The following is a 21,248-nucleotide window of genomic DNA, read 5'->3' on the forward strand; positions in this document are numbered from 1 at the left end:
GCGCGGGCTCCGGTTGCGGCGGCGCCCCCACCCCGGTTCGTCACCCTAACGAGCACTATCCATGGATATGGGCTCTTCGGTACGGTGTGTCCGCTCTTGACGGAATCGGTACGCCTCCCACACGGGCCGCTCACTCCGGCCGCCTCCCGGCCAGCGCCGCGACCCCCGCCCCGCCCGCGGCCAGCAGGACGACGGCGAGCAGCAGCGGCCCCCACGGCAGCGCGACCCGGCCGGTCCGGGCCGCCTCCACCAGGCCGCTCACCGCCGCGTTGGCCGGCGAGCCCGGCACCACCAGCAGCAGCACGACCAGCGTCAACGCGACCGGGATGCCGTACGGCCCGCCGGTCAGCACCGGCCGGCCGGCCAGCGCCCCCGCCAGCACCCCCAGCAGCGCGCAGACCACCGAGGTCAGCAGCCCCGCCAGCAGCGCCGTCCCGACGGCCGGCCGTCCGGTCGCCCCCGGGTCGGCGACCGTCCCGCCGGCCCACCACAGCGCCGCCACCTGACCCACCGCCAGCACCAGCGAGAACGCCAGCGCCGCCGACAGCGCGCCCAGGTGCACCCGGGCCGGGCCCGCCGCCGCGACCAGGCAGGCCCGCGCGGCCGGCGGCTCCGCGGCCAGCGCGCCGCGCACGTACCAGGCGCTCACCGGCAGCAGCGCCCCCGCGCCGAGTCCGAGGCTGCCCAGCAGCGGGTCGCCCGCCGTCACCCCGACCACCAGCAGCAGCACGTACGCCAGGAACGGCGGCAGCCAGGCGTGCGACCGCAGCAGCAGCTCCACGTGGTACCGCGCCAGCGGGCCGATCCGCCCGGTCACCGGTCCCCCTCCGCAGCCCCGCGCCGGCGCACCGCCAGCACCCGGACGGCCGGACGGCCGAGCAGCAGCCGGCGCAGCAGCGCGTCCGAGTGCGCGGCCGGCACGGCCAGCCGGACCGCCGTCCCGGCCAGGGCGGTGCGCTCCGGCGTGCCGGGCAGCGGGTCCGGCAGCGGGGCGCCGTCCGGGACGTCCACCTCGATCTCCATCACCGGGCCGTCCTCGGCCGGCGCCGCCGCCGCGTGCTCGACGGCCCGGATCCCGCCGTCCGCGCCGACCAGGTACGCGGCGCTGGTCAGCCCGGCCAGCCGGGCCGGGTCGTGGTCGACGAACAGCACCGTCCCGCCCGCCGCCGCCCGTTCCGCGGCCGCCTCGTCCAGCACCGCCCGGGCCTCCGGGTCGAGCCCGGTCCAGGCCTCGTCCAGCACCAGCACCCGGGCCTCGGCGAGCAGCGCCTGGGCGACCGCGACCTTCTGGCAGGTGCCCTTGGACAGCCGGCTCAGCGGGGTGCCCGCCCGGTCGGCGATGCCGAAGCGGTCCAGCCACTCGCCCGCCCGCCGCCGGGCCCGCTGCGCCGACAGCCCGTGCACCCGGCCCACCCGCAGCAGGTACGAGGCGGCGTCGAACGGCAGCGCCGGCGGGAAGCGTTCGGGCACGTACGCCGCCGGGCCGGGCCGCACCACCCGGCCGGTGCTCGGCCGCTCGATCCCGGCGGCCAGCCGCAGCAGCGTCGACTTGCCGCTCCCGTTCGGGCCGGTGATCCGTACCAACTCCCCCGGACCGGCGGCCAGATCGACCCCGCGCAGGATCCACCGCCCGCCACACCCGTACCGCTTCCCGACCGCCGCCAGCTCCACCGCGCCCCCGTTCCTCCGTCGGGCACGAAGGCTATCCACCGCGCGTAAGACCGGCGTGAGCGCGGATTGCCCACCCGCGCGCCGGAGTTCACGCCGGGGATGGTCGGCGTACGATCCGGGCTCGTTTCGCCATGGCGAACTGATGATCCCTAGGATCGGCCGGGTGACTACCGGACGACGACCACAGACCAGGCTCGGCAGCCTGCTGGCCGCAGTGGCGATAACGGGCGCCTCGCTGCTCCTCGGCCTGCCAGCCCACGCCGACGAACCATCAGCCGGTGCCGCTCCGGCGTCCAAGGAGGCCCCCCGGGTCGACCTCGTCCTGGACGTCAGCGGCTCCATGCGGGCCACCGACATCCAGGGCAAGAGCCGCATCTCGGTGGCGCAGCAGTCGCTGAACGAGGTGATCGACGCGCTGCCCGCGGAGACCGAGTTCGGCATCCGCACCCTGGGCGCGACCTACCCCGGCGACGACAAGGCCCAGGGCTGCCAGGACACCAGGCAGCTCTTCCCGGTCGGCAAGACCAACAAGGTCGAGGCCAAGACCGCCGTCGCCACCCTGCGGCCCACCGGGTGGACCCCGATCGGCCTGGCCCTGCGCGGCGCCGCCCAGGACCTCGGCAAGGGCGAGACCACCCGCCGCGTGGTGCTGATCACCGACGGCGAGGACTCCTGCGCCCCGCCGGACCCCTGCGACGTGGCCCGCGAGCTCGCCGCCCAGGGCATCCACCTGGTGGTCGACACCCTCGGCCTGGCGCACGACGACAAGACCCGCCAGCAGCTGCTCTGCATCGCCAACGCGACCGGCGGCACCTACACCGACGTCCGCACCCAGGAGCAGCTCACCGACAAGGTGAAGCAGCTGGTCGACCGCTCCAACGACACCTACACGGTCACCCCGGTCAAGACCGCCGGCACCGACAAGTGCGAGAACGCCCCGGTGCTCGCCCCGGGCGTCTACACCGACCGCGAGAAGTTCTCCGAGCACCGCGTCTACAAGGTCCCGGTCAAGGCCGGCCAGGAGCTGCGCGCCTCGGTCAGCGTCGGCCTCGACCGCCCGGTGGCCCGGGACTACGGCGTGCTGCTGCAGGCCACCAGTGCCACCGGCCAGGAGCTGGTCCGCGGCACCGACGCCGGGGGCGGCCGCACCGACGTGATCTCCACCGGCCTGCGCTGGTCCACCGACGACTCCAAGGGCTACGTCACGGCGAGCCCGACCTCCTCCAAGGACTCCAAGGAGAAGCCGGAGACCACCGTCTGCCTGATCGTCAGCAACTCGCTGGCCCCGCAGGCCGGCGTCCAGGCCGACCCCGGCCTGCCGCTGGAGCTGACCGTGGACCTGGCCTCCTCCTCGCCCGCCCCCGAGGGCGCGGCGATGGGCCTCGGCCGCGGCTGGATCCTGCTGCTCACCCTCACCCTGGCGGGCCTGGTCTTCGGCCTGCTGTTCGGCTGGATCGCGCGTTGGCGGATCTCCGTCTGGCGGGAGAACTGACCATGCGTACGACGATCCGCGGCGCCCTCGCCGCCCTCGCCCTGCTGCCCGCCCTCGCCCTGGGGGCCCCGGCCGCCTCGGCCGCGCCGTCCCCCTCCGCCACCGCGAGCGGCGCTCCGGCCCCGGCCACCAAGGCCGGCACCTCCTTCCTGACCGCGGTCAACCTCTCCCCCGGCCAGGACGCCAAGGTCGCCGCCTCCACCGGCGACTACCTGTACTGGGCGTTCGGCGCCTCCGAGGGCCAGACCCCGACGGTCAAGCTGAGCGTGAACCTGGCCCCCGCGACCGACCGGCACGGCCCGCAGACCTGGTCCGTCGAGGTCTTCGACGGCCTGCGCCGCCGCCAGTCCTGCACGGCCGGCACCCAGAACGCCACCGGTGACCAGAACGTCGGCTCCCTGACGCTCGACTGCACCCTGCGCGAGGTCCGCACCTGGGCCGAGCCGTGGTCCGGCGACCCGCTGCCCGGCACCTACTACGTGCGGCTGTCGGTCACCGACGTGCCGCAGCCGGACCTCGGCCTCGCCGCCTCCGTCCAGCTGCACGTGGCCGCCAAGGGCGACTCCGACAACGCCCAGCCGGAGGGCGGCGAGCTGAAGGCCCCGTTGGTCCCGCCGGCCGGCGGCGGCGCGAGCACCGCCAAGGCGGCCGCCCCGGTGGCGGAGGAGAAGCACTGGTACACCGGCTGGTTCTCCGGCTGGAACAGCCGCTGGTACTGGACGATCGGCGGCGGCTTCCTGGCCGCCCTGGCGGGTGTCGTCGGCTACAACCTGACCCGGCACCCGCACGGCCGGCGGCCCGGCCGCTACGGCGCCGTCCCGCCGCAGGGCAGCCACCAGAGCGGCTCCTACGCCGACCGCCCCTGACCGGCGCCGACCGCCCCCGCACAGGCCGAGGGCCGGCCGGAGATGATCTCCGGCCGGCCCTCGGCCGTGTCCGGCCCCGCCGCGGGCGTCAGCCGCGGAAGAGGTTGTGCCCCACGTCGGACGGCACCACGTCCTGGACGGGCTTGCTGTCCGGCCCCGGCACGTGCTCGCCGGGGACCGGCTCGGTGCCCTCCCGGTGCAGCAGCACCACGCCGTCCTCCGCCCACAGCTGCCGGTACCCGTGCGCCAGCAGCAGGTCGATCCGCGCGGCCTGCTCGGTGTCCGCGGCGAACGGGAAGGACCGCTTGTTCGACCGGGTGAGCACGTACTCGCGCCCGCGCGGCGTGCCGTCCACCAGCACCACGTCCGTCCGGGCGGTCAGCCGCGGCGCGATCTGGTTGTCCGCCTCCACCGAGGCCCCGTCCGGGATCAGCGAGGCCGCCCGCACCAGCGCGGCCTCGCTCGGCTTGGCCTCCCAGGAGGACGGCACCGCGAGCTGCAGCAGTCCGATCGGTACGGCGGCCACCAGCGCGACGCCGGCCGCGCCGAGGCCCAGCTGGCGCGCCCGCCGGCGGGTCGCCGCCGGCCGCTCGGCCGCGCTCATCCGCCCCAGCACCTCGATCGCGGCGGTCAGCAGGACCGGCCAGAGCAGCGAGTCGTAGTGCCGGGCGATCGACCAGTGGTTGGGGTTGCTGGACAGGATCCGCTCGGCCAGCAGCGGCGCGGCGCACAGCACGGTGGCCGAGCGCAGCGGCAGCAGCAGCGCCGTGCCGAACAGCCAGAGCAGCAGCAGCGGCTTGAGCGGCTGGTCGAACGCCGTCCGCAGCAGCAGGGACGGGTCGTGCAGCAGGTGGCGCAGGGCGTCCCCGCCGTCCGTGCCGAGCGCCGCGTAGTTCCAGTAGTAGCCCGGCTCCCCGCCCATCGCGGGGATCAGCCAGGTGATGGCCACCGCCGAGGCCACCGGCCCGCCCAGCAGCAGCCCGAGGCCGGTGAACCGCCCGGCGCGGTCCCCGGTGCGACGGGTGCGCAGCAGCAGCACCAGCCCGTACGCCCCGACCATCAGGCCGAGGTCCTCCTTGGTGCAGCACAGCAGGACGGCGGCGAGCACCACCGTTCCGTACCGGCGGGCCAGGCCGCGCTCCAGCATCAGCAGGGTCAGCGGCACCGCGAACGCGACCTCGTGGAACCCGACCCGGGCGGCGACCAGCAGCGGCCAGCCGAGCGCGTACACCAGCCCGGCCAGGTCGGCGGCCCGGCGGGCGGTGCGCGGCCGGGCGGCGGCGAAGGCGTGCGCGGCGATCCGCCGGACCAGCGGCACCCCGGCCGCGAACAGCAGCGACTGTCCGATGATCAGCGAGCGCGGGTCGTCCCAGATCCAGTAGAGCGGCGCGAGCAGCGCCAGGACCGGCGAGAAGTGGTCGCCCAGCAGCGAGAAGCCGGGCGGGAACTCGTGGTGGTAGCTCTTCAGCGAGGAGACGGGCAGCCCGAAGTGGGCGTAGCCGCGCACGCCCTGGTCGAAGATGCCGAGGTCGAAGCCGCCGAGCGACACCGACGTCCAGCCCTGCAGGCCGATGGCGCACATCACCGCGAAGCAGAGCGCGGTGAGCAGCGCGGTGCGCCGGGCCGGGCCGACCAGCAGGGCCGCGGCGGCGCTGCGGACGGCGGGTGCGGCGGCGGGCGGCGGCGAGGGGGCGGTCTGGGTGGTCACGTCAGTCTGATCCGTCCGGTCTGGGTCCGTCGGGTCGGTCGGGTGGCTCGGGTCCGGCCGTCAGGTCCGGTGGGTCAGCGCGGGGTCGCGGTCGAGCTTGGCGGCCAGGAGCGCCCAGGCCCCGCCGCCGGTCCCGTCCACGGCCTGCCGCCGGGCGCGGTACAGCCGCACCCCCAGCACGACCAGGACGGCGATCCCGATCGGCGGGTAGATCGCCCCGGGCAGCTGCCAGTACCAGGCCACCCCGCGCCCCCACCGGTGCGGCACCGTCCACATGACGTGGGAGAGGAAGACCAGCAGGGTCACGCCCAGGAGCACCTGTCGCGCCCTGGTGCGGGCCTCGACCACCAGCAGGGCGATGAGCGGGACGCACCACACCCAGTGGTGGGTCCAGCTGATCGGCGAGACCAGCAGCGCGGTGAACGCGGCGCAGACCCCGCCCCACGCGTCGGCCCGGCGCAGCACCCGCGCGGAGCGACCGGCCAGCACCGCCACGCCGAGCCCGAAGGCGCCCACCAGCGCGGACGCGACCAGCCCGACCGGGCCCGGGTCGTTGACGTCGAGCAGCCGGCAGACGGCGCCGCGCAGCGACTGGTTGTCCACCAGGACGGTCACGCCGACCCGGCTCGGGTCCCACAGGTAGGTCGTCCAGAAGCCGTACGAGGCGTCCGGCAGCAGGGCCCAGCCGATCAGGCCCGCCGCCAGGAAGGTGCCGGCCGAGACCAGCGCGGCGCGGACCCGTCCGGTCAGGAACAGGTAGACCGCGAACAGGCCCGGGGTGATCTTGATGGCGGTGGCCAGGCCGATGCCCACGCCCTTGAACCGGTGGCGGTCCGGGCGGGTCAGGTCCCACAGGACCAGGCAGAGGATGCCGAGGTTGACCTGGCCGTACTGGAAGGTGGTGAAGACCGGCTCCAGCCAGATGCCCAGGCCGGTCGCCAGGATCACCACGGCCGGCCGGTGCTGCTTCGACCAGCCGGCCAGCTTCAGCGAGAGGTGCACGGCCAGGGCGAGCAGCCCGTAGTTGAGGAGCATCACCAGGACGCGCAGGGTGCTCACGTCGAACCAGGTGCTCGGCACGAAGAGCATCGCGGCGAACGGCGGGTAGGTGGCCGGCAGGTCCCAGCCGGGCAGCCGCATCGCGTACAGGTCCTCGCCGCGGACGACGGCCTGGCCCTCGGCCCGGTAGACCAGCATGTCGACCATGGTGGCGGCGTGGGTGTGCCGGAAGAAGGCGAACACCGCCAGTGACACGGCCGCGACGCAGGCCGCCGCGAGGGTCCAGGAATTCGATCTTCCGGTTGTCGGGGTGCCGCCCGGCTCTTCCGGGCCCGCCTGCCGCGCCCACCGTGTCAGACCGAACTCGCGCACCGCGATGGCACCCCGTTGAGATAGACCAGATCGTTCCCTCGTCAGCGTCTGGGCCCACCCACCATAACCGAGACCCCTGAAGCCCAAACGGCGTCAGAAACCTCGCGCGTCCGGTGTTGTGATCCCGCCCACAGCACCCTCCGGGGCGGGCCCGGAGCCGACCCGGTGTCACAAAACGCGAAATCCCGCCGGGAGTTGCCTCCCGGCGGGATTCGGTGGACCGGCCGGAGCCGATCCGTTGGGTGGAGCTGAGGGGATTCGAACCCCTGACCCCCTCGATGCGAACGAGGTGCGCTACCGGACTGCGCCACAGCCCCAACGAGAAGAAACTCTAGCACCTTTCGGAGGGGGTCCGTGACCACCCCCCGGGGCGCGGTGCCGGCCGGGGGGTGGCCCGGGTCATTCGTTGGCCGCGCGGGGGCGGACCTCGGGGGCCTGCGGCTCGGCGTACTGGTCGAACAGGGGGGTGCTGCGGGACTCCGCGGGGCGGCCCGCGGTCCAGGTGCCGGGGGCCGACAGGTCGAGGCCGCGGGAGACCCGGGGCGCGACCGGCGCGGTCACGTAGGTCGGCAGCGGGACGGGCACCGGCTCCCAGGAGTCCGGACCTGCCGCGCCGCGCTCGCGCATGCCGTCGACCCACTCCTCGTGCTCGGTCGCCTCGGCCACCGCGGAGGCGGAGGCGACCGCGACGGTGGCCTCCTCGGGGTCGGCCGCCAGCCGCAGGTGCGGGCGGCGCTCGGCCCGCCCGTCGGCGGGCGCGGCCGGGGCCTGCTCCGCCGCGCCGGGCGCCTCGGCCGGGGCGGCGTCGGCCACCGGGGCCTCGGCCCGCTGCTGCTCGCGCTTGCGCAGCCGTTCGGCCGCCTGGGCGGCCCGGACGCGGTCGAGCTTCACCTCGTACCGCTGGCGCTCCAGCTTGCGCAGGTGGCCGATGTACAGGGTGAGGAGGACCGCCGGGACGGCCGGGACCCAGAGGAAGGCCAGTCCGGCCACCGCCGCGACCACCGCGCCGAGCGCGAAGGAGAGGAAGAGGGCGGTGACCATCCGGCGCCGGCGGGCCAGCAGCCGCGCCCGGCGCTCGGCTCCGCCCGGCGACACCGGGGCGGGCCGTTCGACCGGGCGCTCCGCCGGGGGTTCGGGCTCCCGCTCCGCGGGGTCGCCGGAGGCGGCCCCGTCCCGCCCGGGAGGGCCGTCGTTGCTGTGCTCGTCGTCACGCGGTTCGTCGCCCAGGGCCCGGGCTGCCCGCCGCTCCAGCGCCGAACGCCCGGCCAGCAGGCGGATGGCGGTGCTGAAGCGTTCCGTCGGGCGCGCCTCGTTGAGTTCGTCCTGCCTGCGGAGCCACATCGGCACCAGATAGGCGGCCCAGGCCCCTACGATGACGGCGTAGATAAGGCCGCTACTGCTCACGATTCACACCGTACGGGCGCCGGGGAAGGCCTGGCAGCAATTTGGCGCGGCGTGTCGTGTGATCAAGCTGATTCTCTGACTATTTTGCCGGTGTTTGTGACGGTCCGCCATCGGGCCGATGCCATATCGATATTTCTTTCGAACATATATTCAATTACTGGCTTCGCGACCGGAACTGAGCGCCCGCCAACGCTCCAGCATCCCCTCCGGAACCTCCTCGTCGGTCAGCGCGTAGACCAGGTGGTCGCGCCAGTCTCCGTCGATGTGGAGATAGCGCGGGCGGATTCCCTCCGAGCGGAAGCCGAGCTTTTCCACCACGCGGCGGCTCGGGGTGTTCTCCGGGCGGATGCAGACCTCGATCCGGTGCAGTCCGAGGGTGCGGAAGCAGTAGTTCACCGAAAGCGCCACGGCGGTCGGGATGATGCCCCGGCCGGCCACCGCCTCGTCGACCCAGTACCCGATGTTCGCCGAGCACATCGAGCCCCAGGTGATCCCGCCGACGGTCAACTGGCCCACCAGCTGGCCCTTGTAGAGCACGACGAAGGGGAGCATCCGGCCCGCCGAGGCCTCGCCCCGCAGGAACCGGACCATCTGCCGGTACGTCGGCCGGGGCCCGGCGACCTGGCCGGCCGGGCCGGGCGGCACGGTGGCCTCCCACCGCCGCAGCCAGTCCCGGTTGCGGCGGCTCACCTCCTGCCACTCGCGCTGGTCGCGGGCCCGGATCGGGCGCAGCACGACCTCCCCCTCGTGGAGTTCTACCGGCCAGCCGGCGTTCAGTGCCGTCTCCTGGATGCTGGAGCCCCGGGGGCCGGGGCGTCGGGCCGGGGGTGGTCCCCGCCGCCGAGCTGGTCGACGGCATGGGCGAGCAGCGGCTCCAGGACGGCCAGGCCGTCCTTGACGCCGCCGGTCGAGCCCGGCAGGTTGACGATCAGGGTACGTCCGGCGAGCCCGGCGAGCCCGCGGGAGAGCGCCGAGGTGGGCACCTTCTCCCGGCCGTACGCACGGATGGCCTCGGCGATGCCGGGGATCTGCCGGTCGATCACCCGGGCGGTCATCTCGGGGGTGAGGTCCATCGGCGAGATGCCGGTGCCGCCGGTGGTCAGCACGACGTCGTAGCCGGCCGCGACGGCCTCGCGCAGCGCGGCCTCCACCGGCTCGCCGTCCGGGACGACCCGGGGGCCGTCGGCGGTGAAGCCCATCGCGGTCAGGCCGGCCACCAGCAGCGGGCCGCCCTTGTCCTCGTAGACCCCGGCCGAGGCCCGGTTGGAGACGGTCACGGCGAGCGCCCTCATGCGCCCACCTCGACGGTGAACTCGTTGCGCTCGCTCATGCGCCGGCCTCCGGCGCGAACCAGTCGCCGCTCTTGCCGCCGGTCTTGCTGAGCACCCGGACGGACTCGATGGCGGCGCCCTTGTCCACGGCCTTGACCATGTCGATCACGGTCAGCCCGGCCACCGCGACGGCGGTCAGCGCCTCCATCTCGACGCCGGTGCGGTCGGCGGTCTTCACGGTGGCGGTGATCTCCACCGCGTCGTCCGCGACGGTGAGGTCGACCTTGACGCCGGAGACGGCGATCGGGTGGCAGAGCGGGACCAGGTCGGGGGTCTTCTTGGCGCCCATGATCCCGGCGATCCGGGCCACCGCGAGGGCGTCGCCCTTGGGCACGCCCTCGCCGCGCAGCAGCTCGACCACCTTCGGGGAGACCCTCACCCGCCCGGCCGCGACGGCGGTGCGCGCGGTGGTGGCCTTCTCGGAGACGTCGACCATCCGGGCCGCGCCCTGGTCGTCGACGTGGGTGAGGCGGTCGCCGGGGGGAGGTGTCGTCACGGGTGGCTCCAGGGGCGCGCAGGTCGAAGTACCGCGCTACCGTACAACTCCCCCGGCGCGCCGGGCTCAGGAGTCCAGCAACACCACGTCGACCTCGCTGCCGGCGGGCAGTTCGGTGACGTCCTCCGGGACGACGATCAGGCAATCGGCCCGGGCCAGCGCGCCGACCAGGTGCGACTCCGCGCCGCCGACCGGCCGGACCGTGCCGTCCGCCGCCGAGTGGCGGCCGCGGAGGAACTGCCGGCGGCCGGCCGGGGAGCGCAGGGCGTCCGGGCAGAGCGCGCGGACGACCGGGCGGTGCACGTCGGCGGCGCCGAGCATGGTGCGGATGACCGGGCGGACGAAGAGCTCGAAGGAGATGTAGGCGCTCACCGGGTTGCCGGGCAGGGCGAGCAGCGGCACTCCGGCCGCGCCGCCGATCCGGCCGAAGCCCTGCGGCTTGCCGGGCTGCATCCGCAGCTTGCGGAAGTCGACCCCGCCGTAGCTCTCGAAGACCTCCTTGACCACGTCGTACGCGCCGACGCTGACCCCGCCGCTGGTGACGATCAGGTCGGCCCGGCCGAGCTGGTCCTCCAGGACGGCGCGCAGCCGGTCGGCGTCGTCCGGGACGGCGCCGACCCGGAAGGCGATGGCGCCGGCCTCCTGGGCGGCGGCGGTGAGGGTGAAGCTGTTGGAGTCGGCGATCTGGCCGGGCCCGACCGGTTCACCGGGCTGGACCAGCTCGCTGCCGGTGGAGAGCACCACGACCCGCGGACGCGGGCGGACCTTCACGGTGGCCCGGCCGATCGCGGCGAGCAGGCCGAGCTGGGTGGGGCCGAGCCGGGTGCCGGCCTCCAGGACCGTGGCGCCGGCCGCGACGTCGCTGCCGCGGCGGCGGATGTGCGCGCCGTCGGCGACCGGGCGCAGGACGCGGACCTCCTCGTCCGGGACGGGCGCGGTCATCGCGGCGGCGGCCACCCCGGTGCCGGTGCCGCCGTCGGTCCACTCGACCGGGGCGACGGCGGTCGCGCCGGGCGGGAGGGGGGCGCCGGTCATGATCCGGGCGGCCTGGCCGGGGCCGACCTTGGGCAGTTCGCCGGCGCCGGCGGCGATGTCGCCGACCACCGGGAGCACCGACGGGTAGGCGTCGGTGGCGCCCTCGGTGTCGGCGGTGCGGACCGCGTAGCCGTCCATCGAGCTGTTGTCGAAGGGCGGCAGGTCGCCGTCGGCGGTGACGTCCTCGTCGAGCCGACAGCCCTGGGCGTCGAGCAGTCCGAGCTCGATGGCGGGCAGCGGGCCGACGGCGGCGAGCACATCGGCGAGGTGCTCGTCCACCGTCCAGAGGCGTGGGGCCGCCGGTGCCGGGTCCGCTCCGTCGTCGCAGCAGGCTGCGGGCGTGGTGCTGTGCTCGGTGGACCCGGTCATCGGCGGCTCGCTCTCTGTCGTGTCAGTCCTGCATCTCGGAGCCGACGAACTCCCGCAGCCAGGAGCGGAACTCCGGGCCCAGGTCATCGCGCTCGGCGGCCAGACGGACGATAGCGCGCAGGTAGTCGGCGCGGTCGCCGGTGTCGTAGCGGCGGCCCTTGAAGAGCACGCCGTGCACCTGGCCGCCGTCGGCCGGCTCGCGGGTGGTGAGCTCGCGCAGGGCGTCGGTGAGCTGGATCTCGCCGCCGCGGCCGGGCGGGGTCTCGCGCAGCACGTCGAAGACCAGCGGGTCGAGGACGTAGCGGCCGATGACCGCGTAGTTCGAGGGGGCCTCGCCGGGCTCGGGCTTCTCGACCAGGTCGGTCACCTGGAAGACGTCCTCGCCGAAGCCGTTCGCCTTGACGGCGGCGCAGCCGTAGAGGTGGATCTGGGAGGGGTCGACCTCCATGAGGGCGACGACCGAGCCGCCGAGCTCCTGCTGCACCTCGATCATCCGGGAGAGCAGCGGGTCGCGCGGGTCGATCAGGTCGTCGCCGAGCAGGACGGCGAAGGGCTGGCCGGCGACGTGCTGCTCGGCGACCGAGACGGCGTGGCCGAGGCCCTTCGGGTCGCCCTGGCGGACGTAGTGCATGTTGGCCAGCTCGACGGACTCCCGGACCCGGGCCAGGCGCTGCTCGTCGCCCTTGCGCGCCAGCAGCTCCTCCAGCTCGTAGGCGCGGTCGAAGTGGTCCTCCAGCGCGCGCTTGTTACGGCCGGTGACCATCAGTATGTCGGACAGGCCCGCGGCGGAGGCCTCCTCGACGACGTACTGGATGGCCGGCTTGTCGACGACGGGCAGCATCTCCTTCGGGGTGGCCTTGGTCGCCGGGAGGAAGCGGGTGCCCAGTCCGGCCGCGGGTACCACGGCCTTGGTTACCGGAACTCGGGAGTTGGTCGTCGTCATGCGTTTACCTTACTCAGGCACGTTTTCGCCCGGCCGAGCGCGGTCGGACGGCTAGGACAGCACGTCGCGGGGCACGGCCACAGAGGCTGGCGTATGGGATGGGACCGGCTGGGCGAGGGGGTCCCCGCCGGCACAGGGCGACAGACTACCCGGCTTTTCCGAACGGTCACGTTCGGCAGTCGGGCCGTGATCCGTACCGGAAGTGACGGGCCCGGGAAGCGCGGCGGCGGGGTGGTCGCCGGGACGCTCGGCGGGCTGGTCGGCGGGGCCGGCGGCGGAGCGGCCGGCGGCGCGCGGCGAGATCCGCCAGCAGTCGCCGCCGGCCGCCCGGGCCTCGGCGAGCGCCGTGTCCGCGGCCCGCAGCAGGACGGCGGCGTGGGTGCCGTCCTCCGGGAGGACGGCGACGCCGGCCGCGGCGGTGAGGCCGTTGCCGTGCGCCGGGCGGGGCTCGCGCGTCCCGGAGGACCAGTCGAGCAGCAGGTGCCTGCGGACCGACCAGACCAGCCGCTCGGCGACCTGCGCGGCGCCCTCCGCGCCGGTGTCGGGCAGTACCACCAGGAACTCCTCGCCGCCGTAGCGGCCGAGGGTGTCGGCCCGGCGGATCTCCATCGCGAGGCGCTGGGCGAGGTCGCGCAGTATCGCGCCCGCCCGGGCGCGGCCGTGTTCGGCGACGACGGTGTCGAAGCCGGCGATGGCCAGCATCAGCACGGCGAGCGGGCGGGGCCCCTCGCCCTGCTCGGAGTGCTCGGCCCGGCGGGCCCGTTCGATCTCCCGGTCCAGGGTGAGCTGCAGGTGGCGGTAGTTCCACACGCCGGTGAGCGGGTCGCAGGAGGCGGTGCGCTCCAGCTCGGCGCAGCGCTCCTCCAGCTCGGCGATCCGGGCGCCCTGCCGCTGCGCGCCGGCGGCCGCCTCGGCCCGCTCGCGCCGGACCCGCAGGCCGAGGACGGTGGCGCCGGCCACCGCGGGGGCGCTCAGCGCGGCCAGGGCCTGGACCAGCAGCGGGGTGGACAATCGGGGCGCCCTTTCGCGTGGCAGGCTCTGCGCGTCGACGGTCTGGAGACGTGGAGGATCCGGTGCACAACGAGAAGAGCGACCTGAGGACACGGCTGTTGACGCGGCGGCGCGAGCTGCCCGCCGGGGAGCGCGAGGACGCGGCGCTCGCGCTGGCCGGGCATGCCGGCGAGTTGGCCGGGCCGGGTGCCACGGTCGCCGCGTACGTCTCGGTGGGCGCCGAGCCCGGGACGCGGCCGCTGCTGGACGCGCTGCGGGAGCGCGGGGTGCGGGTGCTGCTGCCGGTGCTGCTGGCGGACAACGACCTGGACTGGGCCGAGTACGCGGGCCCCGGGGAGCTGGCGCCGGCCGGGCGGGGGCTGCTGGAGCCGGTCGGCCCGCGGCTGGGCCCGGAGGCGGTGACGGCGGCCTCGGTGGTGCTGCTGCCCGGCCTGGCGGTGGACCGCGCCGGGCTCCGGCTGGGCCGCGGCGGCGGCAGCTACGACCGGGTGCTGGCCCGGCTGGGGCGCGCGGGCGTACGGCCGGTGCTGGCGGTGCTGCTGTACGAGCACGAGCTGCTGGAGCGGGTGCCCGCCGAGCCGCACGACCGGCCGGTGGACCTGGCGGTCACGCCCTCGGGGGTGCTGCGGCTGGGACCGGAGGCGTGAACGGCGGCGGCCCCGCTCCCTGGAGGGAACGGGGCCGCCGGGTGTCCGTACGGGCGTCAGCCGGTGGTGAGCACCAGCTTGTGCTTGGTGGCCTTCTCGACCGCGTCCGGGCCGAAGGCCCAGGTGAGCAGCTTGCCCTTGAGCCAGAGGTCGGTCTGGTCGTTGTAGTTGTCGTGGAAGGCGTGGCCGGAGGCGCCGCCGACGTTGATCCAGCGCGAGGAGTCCAGGTCGTTGAGGTCGACCACCATCCGCATCGACGGGATCCAGTCGACCTGGTAGCCGGCCGCCGCGTTCCAGCCGGCCGCGTCGACCGCCGCCGAGCCGCCGGAGAGGCGGTAGGGGCCGCGGTTGAGCAGCTTGTGGAGCACGCCGGAGGCGATCGAGGAGTCGTCGGTGCCGAGGGTCTGCTCCTTGAGCTCCAGCTTGTGCAGCCGGCCCCAGCTCCAGCTGGAGACGTCCTTGCTGAGCAGCGAGGTCAGCTCCTGGCGCGCGTTCTTCATCGCTTCCTTGAGCAGGTTGTCCAGGCCCTTCTGGACGTTGTGCTGGGAGTCGATGTACGTCCACCACGAGCTGTCGGGCTTCTCCAGCTGCTGGCGCACCACCTCGGTCCAGCGGTCGCCGCCGTCCGGCTGGGCCTTGCCCGGGTCCCGGGTGCCGCACTCGGTGACGATCTTGGTGGCGCTGTCCGGCTTGGTCGGGTCGTCCTGCTGGCGGACCAGCAGGCAGTTGTCCTTGGCCCGGAGGTCGGCCGGGAACTTCTGGCCGAAGGCGAGGGTGAGCAGCTGGCGCCAGACGCCGTTGTAGTAGGCGGCGGCGGCCGAGTCGGCGTCCTGGTGGTAGTTCCAGTCCTTCAGCAGGTCCTGGGCCTCGCGCACGTACGGGTCGTCGATCTGCTGCTTGAGCAGCAGCGGGACCAGCGTCTTGGCCATCACGTTGGTGTTGTCCAGCTGGAGGGTCTGCATGTCGTCCGGCGAGATCTTGCCGTTGTTCTTGAGCAGGCCCTCGATCTGGTCGGTGATCTCCTTGGCGCGGGTGCCGTACTCCCAGTCCTTGGTGAGGCTGTACTTGTAGCCCGGGTCCACCACGGCCTGGTTGGCGGTGACGATGTAGCCGGAGGAGGGGTTGAGGCTCCACGGCAGCGCGTTGAAGGGGATCGGGTCCTTCCACTGGTACGCGGAGTCCCAGCCCAGCGCGGGGTAGGTGCCGTCGCCCTTGCCGCGGACCGGGATGGTGCCCGGGGCCTGGTAGCCGATGTTCTTGGCGTCGGCGTAGATCAGGTTCTGCGCGGGGACGGTGAAGTCCTTGGCGGCGGCGCGGAACTCGTCCCAGTTCTTGGCCTTGTCCAGCTCGAAGACGGCGTCCATGGTCTTGCCGGGGCTGAGCGCCGTCCACTGCAGGGCGACGCCGTAGCCGCTGGTGCCGCGGTCGGGGGCGGAGGTGCCGTTGGGGGCGTACTTGCCGACGTTCTGCTGCTCGCTGCGCTGGTCGGAGATCAGCGGGGCGCCGGTCTGGGTGGTGCGGACGGTGATGGTGCGGTCCTCCCCGCCGGCGACCTTGATGGTCTCCTTGCGGAGTTCGAACTTCACGTCCTTGCCGTCGACCTGGTAGGTGTCCGGGCCGGTGACCTTCTCCAGGAACAGGTCGGTGACGTCGGCGCCGAGGTTGGTGAAGCCCCAGGCGATGTCCTTGTTGTGACCGATGATCACGCCGGGCATGCCCGCGAAGGTGAAGCCGGAGACGTCGAACTGGCAGGCCGGGGAGGCCGTCCGGCAGTGCAGGCCCATCTGGTACCAGACCGAGGGAAGGCCGGGGCCGAGGTGCGGGTCGTTGGCCAGCAGCGGCTTGCCGGTGGTGGTGTGGGTGCCGGCGACGACCCAGGAGTTGGAGCCGATGCCCTGGCCGGGGCGGCCGAGCAGCTGCGGCATCCCGTCGATCCGGTCGGTGAGGCCCTGCAGCAGCGCCTTGGTGGTGGCCGCGCCCTGGGCGGTGGCGGTGCCGTTGCCCGCGCCCGGCTGCGCGGAGCCGTCGGCGGGGCGGTAGGTGTCGCCGTTGACCGTGCCGGTCTTCACGATGGTGCCGTTGCGGGCGTACGGGTAGTCCGGGTACAGCTCGGCGATCTTGTCCGTGCTGAAGTCCTGGGCCAGCAGCGAGCGGTCGACCTCCTCCTGGAGGTTCCCCGAGAGGTTCCAGGCCATCGCCTTGAGCCAGGCCACCGAGTCGACCGGGGTCCACTGCTCGGGCGTGTAGCCGCTGTTGACGGCACCGAGCAGGGCGTACTCCAGCGAGGCCTTCTCGCCGCCGGGGTGCTCGGAGAGCCAGGCGTTCACGCCGTCCGCGTAGGCCTGCAGGTACTTCTTGGTCTCCGGCGTCAGCTTGGTGTCGTACTCCTTCTGCGCCACCTGCCGCCAGCCCATGGTGCGGATGAAGGCGTCCGTGTCGACCTGGCCGTCGCCGAACATCTCGGAGAGCCGGCCGGCGGTGATGTGCCGTCGGACGTCCATCTCCCAGAAACGGTCCTGCGCCTGGACGTAGCCCTGGGCGCGGAACAGGTCCTCGGGGGTGTCGGCGTACAGCTGCGGGATGCCGTTGGCGTCCCGCTTGACGTCGACCGGCGCGCTCAGGCCCGCGACCTTGACGCTGCCGTCCACCTCCGGGAACGAGGCACGGACCGCGGTGACCCCGCGGTAGCCGCCGTAGCCGACGCCGGCCACCAGCAGCACGACCAGCACGATCACGAACAGACGGGCGCGCCGGAACTTCTTCGAGCGGGGCATCTGGGTCCTTGCGGTCCTGACTTCGGGGCGGGCGGGCGTGTTCAGGGCCTGCGGCCGTGACAGGGCACCACATTAGGCCGAGACGGCCGGGCACCGTGAACGGGGGACCAAGCTAAAGATATGGCAAAATGTTAGACTGAGTAACGATCCGCAAGGGGAGCATTGACGCCCTCTTAACGCGGGTCGACCTCACAGCACCACCAGACACCCCGTCCGCCCCTGCCTGCCCGAGGTGCCCCTGCGTGAACGTCTCCCATCTGAACCAGCTCCTCCTCGAAGCCTCCGTGATCCTCCTCTTCGCGGTGGTCGCCGTGCGGATCTCCACCCGGTCAGGGCTGCCCAGCCTGCTGATCTACCTGGGGATCGGCGTGGCGCTGGGCCAGAACGGGATCGGCTTCACCTTCAACAACGCCGAACTCACCCAGGTGATCGGCTACGCGGCGCTCGTGGTGATCCTGGCCGAGGGCGGCCTCAAGACCAGCTGGCGCGAGATCAAGCCGGTGATGCCGGCCGCCACCGTGCTCGCCACCGTCGGCGTCGCGGTCAGCGTGTTCGCCACCGCGGCCGGCGCGCACTGGCTGGTCGGCCTGGACTGGCGGACCTCGCTGCTGCTCGGCGCCATCGTCTCCTCGACCGACGCGGCGGCCGTCTTCTCGGTGCTGCGGATGGTCCCGCTGCCGCACCGGCTCACCGGCCTGCTGGAGGCCGAGTCCGGTTTCAACGACGCCCCCGTGGTCATCCTGGTCGTCGCCTTCGCCACCACCGGGGAACTGGACCCCTGGTACGTGCTGGTCGGCACGATCCTCGCCGAGCTGGCCATCGGCGCGGCGATCGGCTTCGCCGTCGGCAAGCTCGGCGCGTACGGGATCAAGCACGTCGCGCTGCCCTCCTCGGGCCTCTACCCGATCGCCGTGATGGCGCTCACCGTGCTCGCCTACGCCGGCGGCGCGCTGCTGCACGGCTCCGGCTTCCTCGCCGTCTACACCTGCGCGGTGATCCTCGGGAACTCCAAGCTGCCGCACGGACCCGCCGTCCGCGGCTTCGCCGACGGGCTGGCCTGGATCGGGCAGATCGGCATGTTCGTCCTGCTCGGGCTGCTCTGCACGCCGGCCACCATGGGCTCCTCGGTGGTGCCCGCCCTGGTGATAGGCGCGGTGCTGGTCTTCCTGGCCCGGCCGCTGTCGGTGGTGGTCTCGCTGACCCCGTTCAAGGTGCCGGCCGCCGAGCAGGCACTGCTCAGCTGGGCCGGGCTGCGCGGGGCGGTGCCCATCGTGCTCGCCACCATCCCGGTGGTGACCGGCGCGCACAAGGCCGAGGACGTGTTCAACATCGTCTTCATCCTGGTGGTCGTCTTCACCCTGCTCCAGGGGCCCACCCTGCCGTGGGTGGCCAAGCGGCTGCGGATCGGCGAGGGCGCGATGGGCCAAGACCTCGGCATCGAGTCCGCCCCGCTGGAGAAGCTGCACGGCCACCTGCTGTCGGTCGCGCTCTCCCCCGCCTCCCGGATGTCCGGCGTGGAGATCGGCGAGCTGCGGCTGCCCAAGGGGGCGGCGGTCACCCTGGTCGTGCGCGAGGGCAACTCCTTCGTGCCGGACAAGACGACGGTGCTGCGCGGCGGGGACGAGCTGCTGGTGGTCACCACGGACGAGGTCAGCGAGGCGGCGGAGCGGCGGCTGCGGGCCGTGGACCGGGGCGGCAAGCTCGCCGGGTGGCTCAACGGGCGCTGAGGCCGGGGCCTGCGGAAAGGGGGTGGACTGGCGGAATCTACGCGCGTAACTGTATGCTGGTTCGACCACGCCGTATAACCACCGCTAGACCACCCCCAGCATCTGCCTGACGCAGAGTTGGCGCGACCGCTCGGCGGCCGCGGTCCGGCCCCCGGCAACCACACCGGGCCCGACCCGGTATCTACCCCGGTCGACGCGCGAGAGGACGACTCTCGGCGCCGTCGGGGCCACCCCATGCCCTGCCGCGCTACCAGGCAGCAGGAAGGACCGACCGTGACGGCCCGCCGAACGGTCGACACCTCCGCGGACAGCACCGCGGACACCACCGCAGCCCAGGCCCCCACCCGCGTCGGGTACGGGGAGCTGCTGCGCACCCCCGGGGCCTGGACCTTCCTGGCGCCCGCCCTCGTCGCACGACTGCCGTACGCGATGCTCAGCATGGGCATCCTGCTGCTCGTCACCCAGACCCACGGCTCGTACGGCACCGCCGGTACCGTCACCGCCGTCGCCGCCGTCGCCCAGGCCCTGATCGGGCCGCAGACCGGGCGGCTGGCCGACCGGTACGGGCAGGCCGCGGTGCTCGTCCCGACCGTCCTGGTGCACGGCGCCTCGGTCGCCGCGCTGATCGCGCTGGCGCTCGGCCACGCGCCGGCCTGGAGTCTGTTCCTGGCCGCCGTGCCGGCCGGTGCGAGCGTGCCGCAGATCGGCGCGATGGTCCGGGCCCGCTGGATCGCCCGGTTCACCGCCGACGGCCCGTCCGACGCCTCGGCGGCCCGGGTGAGCACCGCCTTCGCCTTCGAGTCCGTCACGGACGAGTTCACCTTCGTGATCGGCCCGATCCTGGCCTCCGGCATCGCCGCGCTCGCCAACCCGGCGACCGCCCTGATCGCCGAGGGCGCGCTGACCGTCGTCGGCGGACTGGCCTTCGCCGCCCAGCGGCGCACCGCCCCCGCCCGGATCGTGCCGCAGCCCGGCGTCCAGCGCGTCTCCGCGATCTCCTCCCCCGGCGTCCGGCTGCTCGCCGGGTCCATCCTCGGGGTCGGCGCGGTGTTCGGCGGCATGCAGGTCTCGGTGAACGCCTTCGCCGACTCGGTCGGACAGCACGACGCGGGCGGCACCGTGTACGGGATCTTCGCGGGCGGCTCGATGCTGGCCGGCGTGCTGTACGGCGTGATCGCCTGGCGGCGGCCCGTCCAGCAGCGGATGCTGGCCAGCTTCGCCCTGCTGGTGCTGGGCTGCTCCACGCTGTGGGCGATGCCCAACCTGGTCGCGCTCACCGTCGCCGGGCTGGTCTGCGGCCTGGCCATCGCGCCGACCCTGATCAGCGGCTACACCCTGGTCGAGACACTGGTCGCGGACGGCGCCAAGACGGAGGCCTTCACCTGGCTGACCGGCGCCATCGGGCTGGGCCTGGCGGTCGGCTCGATGGTGGCGGGGAAGCTGATCGACGGGCACGGGCCGTCGGCCGGGTTCCTGGTGCCGGTGATCGGCGCCGGCCTGGGGCTGCTCGCGCTGTTCTCGCTGCGGCACCTGCTGGTGGCGCCGGGGGCGGGCGCGGGTTCCGGGTCCGGCTCCGCGGCGGGTTCGGCCGCGGGTCCGGCCGGGGTTTCGGCCGGGGTTTCGATGGCCGGGTCGGCCGCGGATCCGGTGTCCGGGCCGGCTGCCGGGTCGGCCGTCGGGTCCGGGGAGCGCGCCGGCGCCGCGCAGCTGGTGGGCGCGGCCAAGGGCTGAGCGGGCGGTGGTCCGCGGCCGGACGCCGGGGCGGGAGCGGGGCCGATCTCACACCGGAGTCGCTGGACTGATCCAGCGGAATGCCGCATCATTGACCATCGTTAGCACTCATCAGGCGAGAGTGCCAGGAGGAAGACAAGTGCCCACGTACCAGTACCAGTGCACCGAGTGCGGCAACGGCCTGGAGGCGGTGCAGAAGTTCACCGACGAGGCGCTGACCACGTGCCCCGACTGCCAGGGACGGCTTCGCAAGGTCTTCTCCGCAGTGGGTGTCGTGTTCAAGGGTTCCGGCTTCTACCGGACCGACAGCCGCTCCTCCTCCAGCAGCTCGGTGAGCTCGGGCTCGTCGTCGACCTCGTCGACGTCGACCACCGCGTCGTCCGCTCCGTCCACCTCGGGCAGCGGTTCCTCGGCGCCGTCCAGCCCGGCTCCGGCCGCGAGCTGAGGCCGGCCGCCCCGTAGTCCTCGGAAAGGCCCGTCGACCCCGTTCTCACGCGGGGCGGCGGGTCTTTCCGCGTTCCCTCGCGGGATCCGCGGGGTGCGGCGGCGGCTTCGGGACACGGATCCCGTCAGCCCGACGGGCCGGAATCACCTGTGTGAGTGTACGAAGTCGTCCACAGGGGCGGGTTTGTCCACAGGCTGGGAGAAGGGGCTTTCCGGCCTCGCCCGGGG

18 protein-coding genes and 1 tRNA gene are annotated in these 21,248 nt (G+C 73.9%); 6 read left to right on the forward strand and 13 right to left on the reverse strand.

Annotated features, from left to right (window positions below):
• Positions 1-130: 130 nt before the first annotated feature.
• Both ACIRD3_RS29560 and ACIRD3_RS29565 read right to left on the reverse strand, forming a co-directional pair.
• On the reverse strand, positions 131-817 hold the full coding sequence (locus ACIRD3_RS29560; protein ID WP_402222734.1) for an ABC transporter: 687 nt from the start codon (positions 815-817) through the stop codon (positions 131-133).
• On the reverse strand, positions 814-1,671 hold the full coding sequence (locus tag ACIRD3_RS29565; protein ID WP_402222736.1) for an ATP-binding cassette domain-containing protein: 858 nt from the start codon (positions 1,669-1,671) through the stop codon (positions 814-816). Before ACIRD3_RS29565 ends, ACIRD3_RS29560 begins: the two co-directional genes overlap by 4 nt.
• A gap of 163 nt (positions 1,672-1,834) precedes the next feature.
• Here ACIRD3_RS29565 and ACIRD3_RS29570 point away from each other — a divergent pair, with 163 nt between their 5' ends.
• Together ACIRD3_RS29570 and ACIRD3_RS29575 are read left to right on the forward strand one after the other, a co-directional pair.
• Positions 1,835-3,163, forward strand: coding sequence for a VWA domain-containing protein (locus ACIRD3_RS29570; protein WP_402222738.1), 1,329 nt, complete (start codon positions 1,835-1,837; stop codon positions 3,161-3,163).
• Positions 3,164-3,165: 2 nt separating this feature from the next.
• Positions 3,166-4,029, forward strand: a complete 864-nt coding sequence (locus ACIRD3_RS29575; protein ID WP_402222741.1) for a peptidase — start codon at positions 3,166-3,168, stop codon at positions 4,027-4,029.
• A gap of 88 nt (positions 4,030-4,117) precedes the next feature.
• Here ACIRD3_RS29575 and ACIRD3_RS29580 read toward each other — a convergent pair whose 3' ends face one another.
• The 10 genes from ACIRD3_RS29580 to ACIRD3_RS29625 all read right to left on the reverse strand — a co-directional run bounded on the left by ACIRD3_RS29580 (position 4,118) and on the right by ACIRD3_RS29625 (position 13,697).
• On the reverse strand, positions 4,118-5,737 hold the full coding sequence (locus ACIRD3_RS29580; protein WP_402222743.1) for a DUF2079 domain-containing protein: 1,620 nt from the start codon (positions 5,735-5,737) through the stop codon (positions 4,118-4,120).
• Positions 5,738-5,797: 60 nt separating this feature from the next.
• Entirely contained in the window at positions 5,798-6,991 is a 1,194-nt protein-coding gene (locus ACIRD3_RS29585) for a glycosyltransferase 87 family protein (RefSeq protein WP_402222745.1), read from the reverse strand.
• 360 nt (positions 6,992-7,351) lie between these two features.
• Positions 7,352-7,425, reverse strand: a tRNA-Ala gene (locus ACIRD3_RS29590).
• A gap of 82 nt (positions 7,426-7,507) precedes the next feature.
• Complete coding sequence (locus ACIRD3_RS29595) at positions 7,508-8,512, reverse strand: hypothetical protein (protein WP_402222746.1); 1,005 nt, start codon at positions 8,510-8,512, stop codon at positions 7,508-7,510.
• 150 nt (positions 8,513-8,662) lie between these two features.
• Positions 8,663-9,247 carry a GNAT family N-acetyltransferase gene (locus tag ACIRD3_RS29600; protein ID WP_402222748.1) on the reverse strand — a complete coding sequence of 195 codons (585 nt, stop codon included), beginning with the start codon at positions 9,245-9,247 and terminating at the stop codon, positions 8,663-8,665.
• 38 nt (positions 9,248-9,285) lie between these two features.
• On the reverse strand, positions 9,286-9,804 hold the full coding sequence (locus tag ACIRD3_RS29605) for a molybdenum cofactor biosynthesis protein B (protein WP_402222750.1): 519 nt from the start codon (positions 9,802-9,804) through the stop codon (positions 9,286-9,288).
• 34 nt (positions 9,805-9,838) lie between these two features.
• Positions 9,839-10,279 (reverse strand): cyclic pyranopterin monophosphate synthase MoaC, encoded by a 441-nt coding sequence (moaC, locus tag ACIRD3_RS29610; protein ID WP_402222805.1) that lies wholly within the window; start codon positions 10,277-10,279, stop codon positions 9,839-9,841.
• 126 nt (positions 10,280-10,405) lie between these two features.
• A complete protein-coding gene (gene glp / locus ACIRD3_RS29615; protein WP_402222752.1) occupies positions 10,406-11,743 on the reverse strand; it encodes a gephyrin-like molybdotransferase Glp in 1,338 nt (445 codons plus the stop codon).
• A 22-nt stretch (positions 11,744-11,765) separates the two neighbouring features.
• Positions 11,766-12,686: a UTP--glucose-1-phosphate uridylyltransferase GalU gene (gene galU / locus ACIRD3_RS29620; protein ID WP_402222753.1), complete on the reverse strand. Its 921-nt coding sequence runs from the start codon at positions 12,684-12,686 to the stop codon at positions 11,766-11,768.
• Positions 12,687-12,737: 51 nt separating this feature from the next.
• Positions 12,738-13,697, reverse strand: a complete 960-nt coding sequence (locus ACIRD3_RS29625; RefSeq protein WP_402222755.1) for a GGDEF domain-containing protein — start codon at positions 13,695-13,697, stop codon at positions 12,738-12,740.
• Between the two features lie 62 nt (positions 13,698-13,759).
• On the opposite strand from ACIRD3_RS29625, the gene ACIRD3_RS29630 reads away from it, so the two are divergent.
• Positions 13,760-14,344, forward strand: a complete 585-nt coding sequence (locus ACIRD3_RS29630) for a 5-formyltetrahydrofolate cyclo-ligase (protein ID WP_402222757.1) — start codon at positions 13,760-13,762, stop codon at positions 14,342-14,344.
• Positions 14,345-14,400: 56 nt separating this feature from the next.
• On the opposite strand, the gene ACIRD3_RS29635 is transcribed toward ACIRD3_RS29630, so the two are convergent.
• Entirely contained in the window at positions 14,401-17,118 is a 2,718-nt protein-coding gene (locus tag ACIRD3_RS29635) for a penicillin acylase family protein (RefSeq protein ID WP_402222759.1), read from the reverse strand.
• A gap of 242 nt (positions 17,119-17,360) precedes the next feature.
• Between ACIRD3_RS29635 and ACIRD3_RS29640 the strand changes: the two genes are divergently transcribed.
• The 3 genes from ACIRD3_RS29640 (at position 17,361) to ACIRD3_RS29650 (ending at position 21,021) form a co-directional block, all read left to right on the forward strand.
• Positions 17,361-18,845, forward strand: coding sequence for a potassium/proton antiporter (locus ACIRD3_RS29640; protein WP_402222760.1), 1,485 nt, complete (start codon positions 17,361-17,363; stop codon positions 18,843-18,845).
• A gap of 273 nt (positions 18,846-19,118) precedes the next feature.
• Positions 19,119-20,576, forward strand: coding sequence for an MFS transporter (locus ACIRD3_RS29645; RefSeq protein WP_402222762.1), 1,458 nt, complete (start codon positions 19,119-19,121; stop codon positions 20,574-20,576).
• A gap of 139 nt (positions 20,577-20,715) precedes the next feature.
• On the forward strand, positions 20,716-21,021 hold the full coding sequence (locus tag ACIRD3_RS29650) for an FmdB family zinc ribbon protein (RefSeq protein ID WP_402222764.1): 306 nt from the start codon (positions 20,716-20,718) through the stop codon (positions 21,019-21,021).
• Positions 21,022-21,248 lie beyond the last annotated feature (227 nt).

This window comes from Kitasatospora sp. NPDC093550, assembly GCF_044764985.1.
Classification (GTDB): domain Bacteria; phylum Actinomycetota; class Actinomycetes; order Streptomycetales; family Streptomycetaceae; genus Kitasatospora.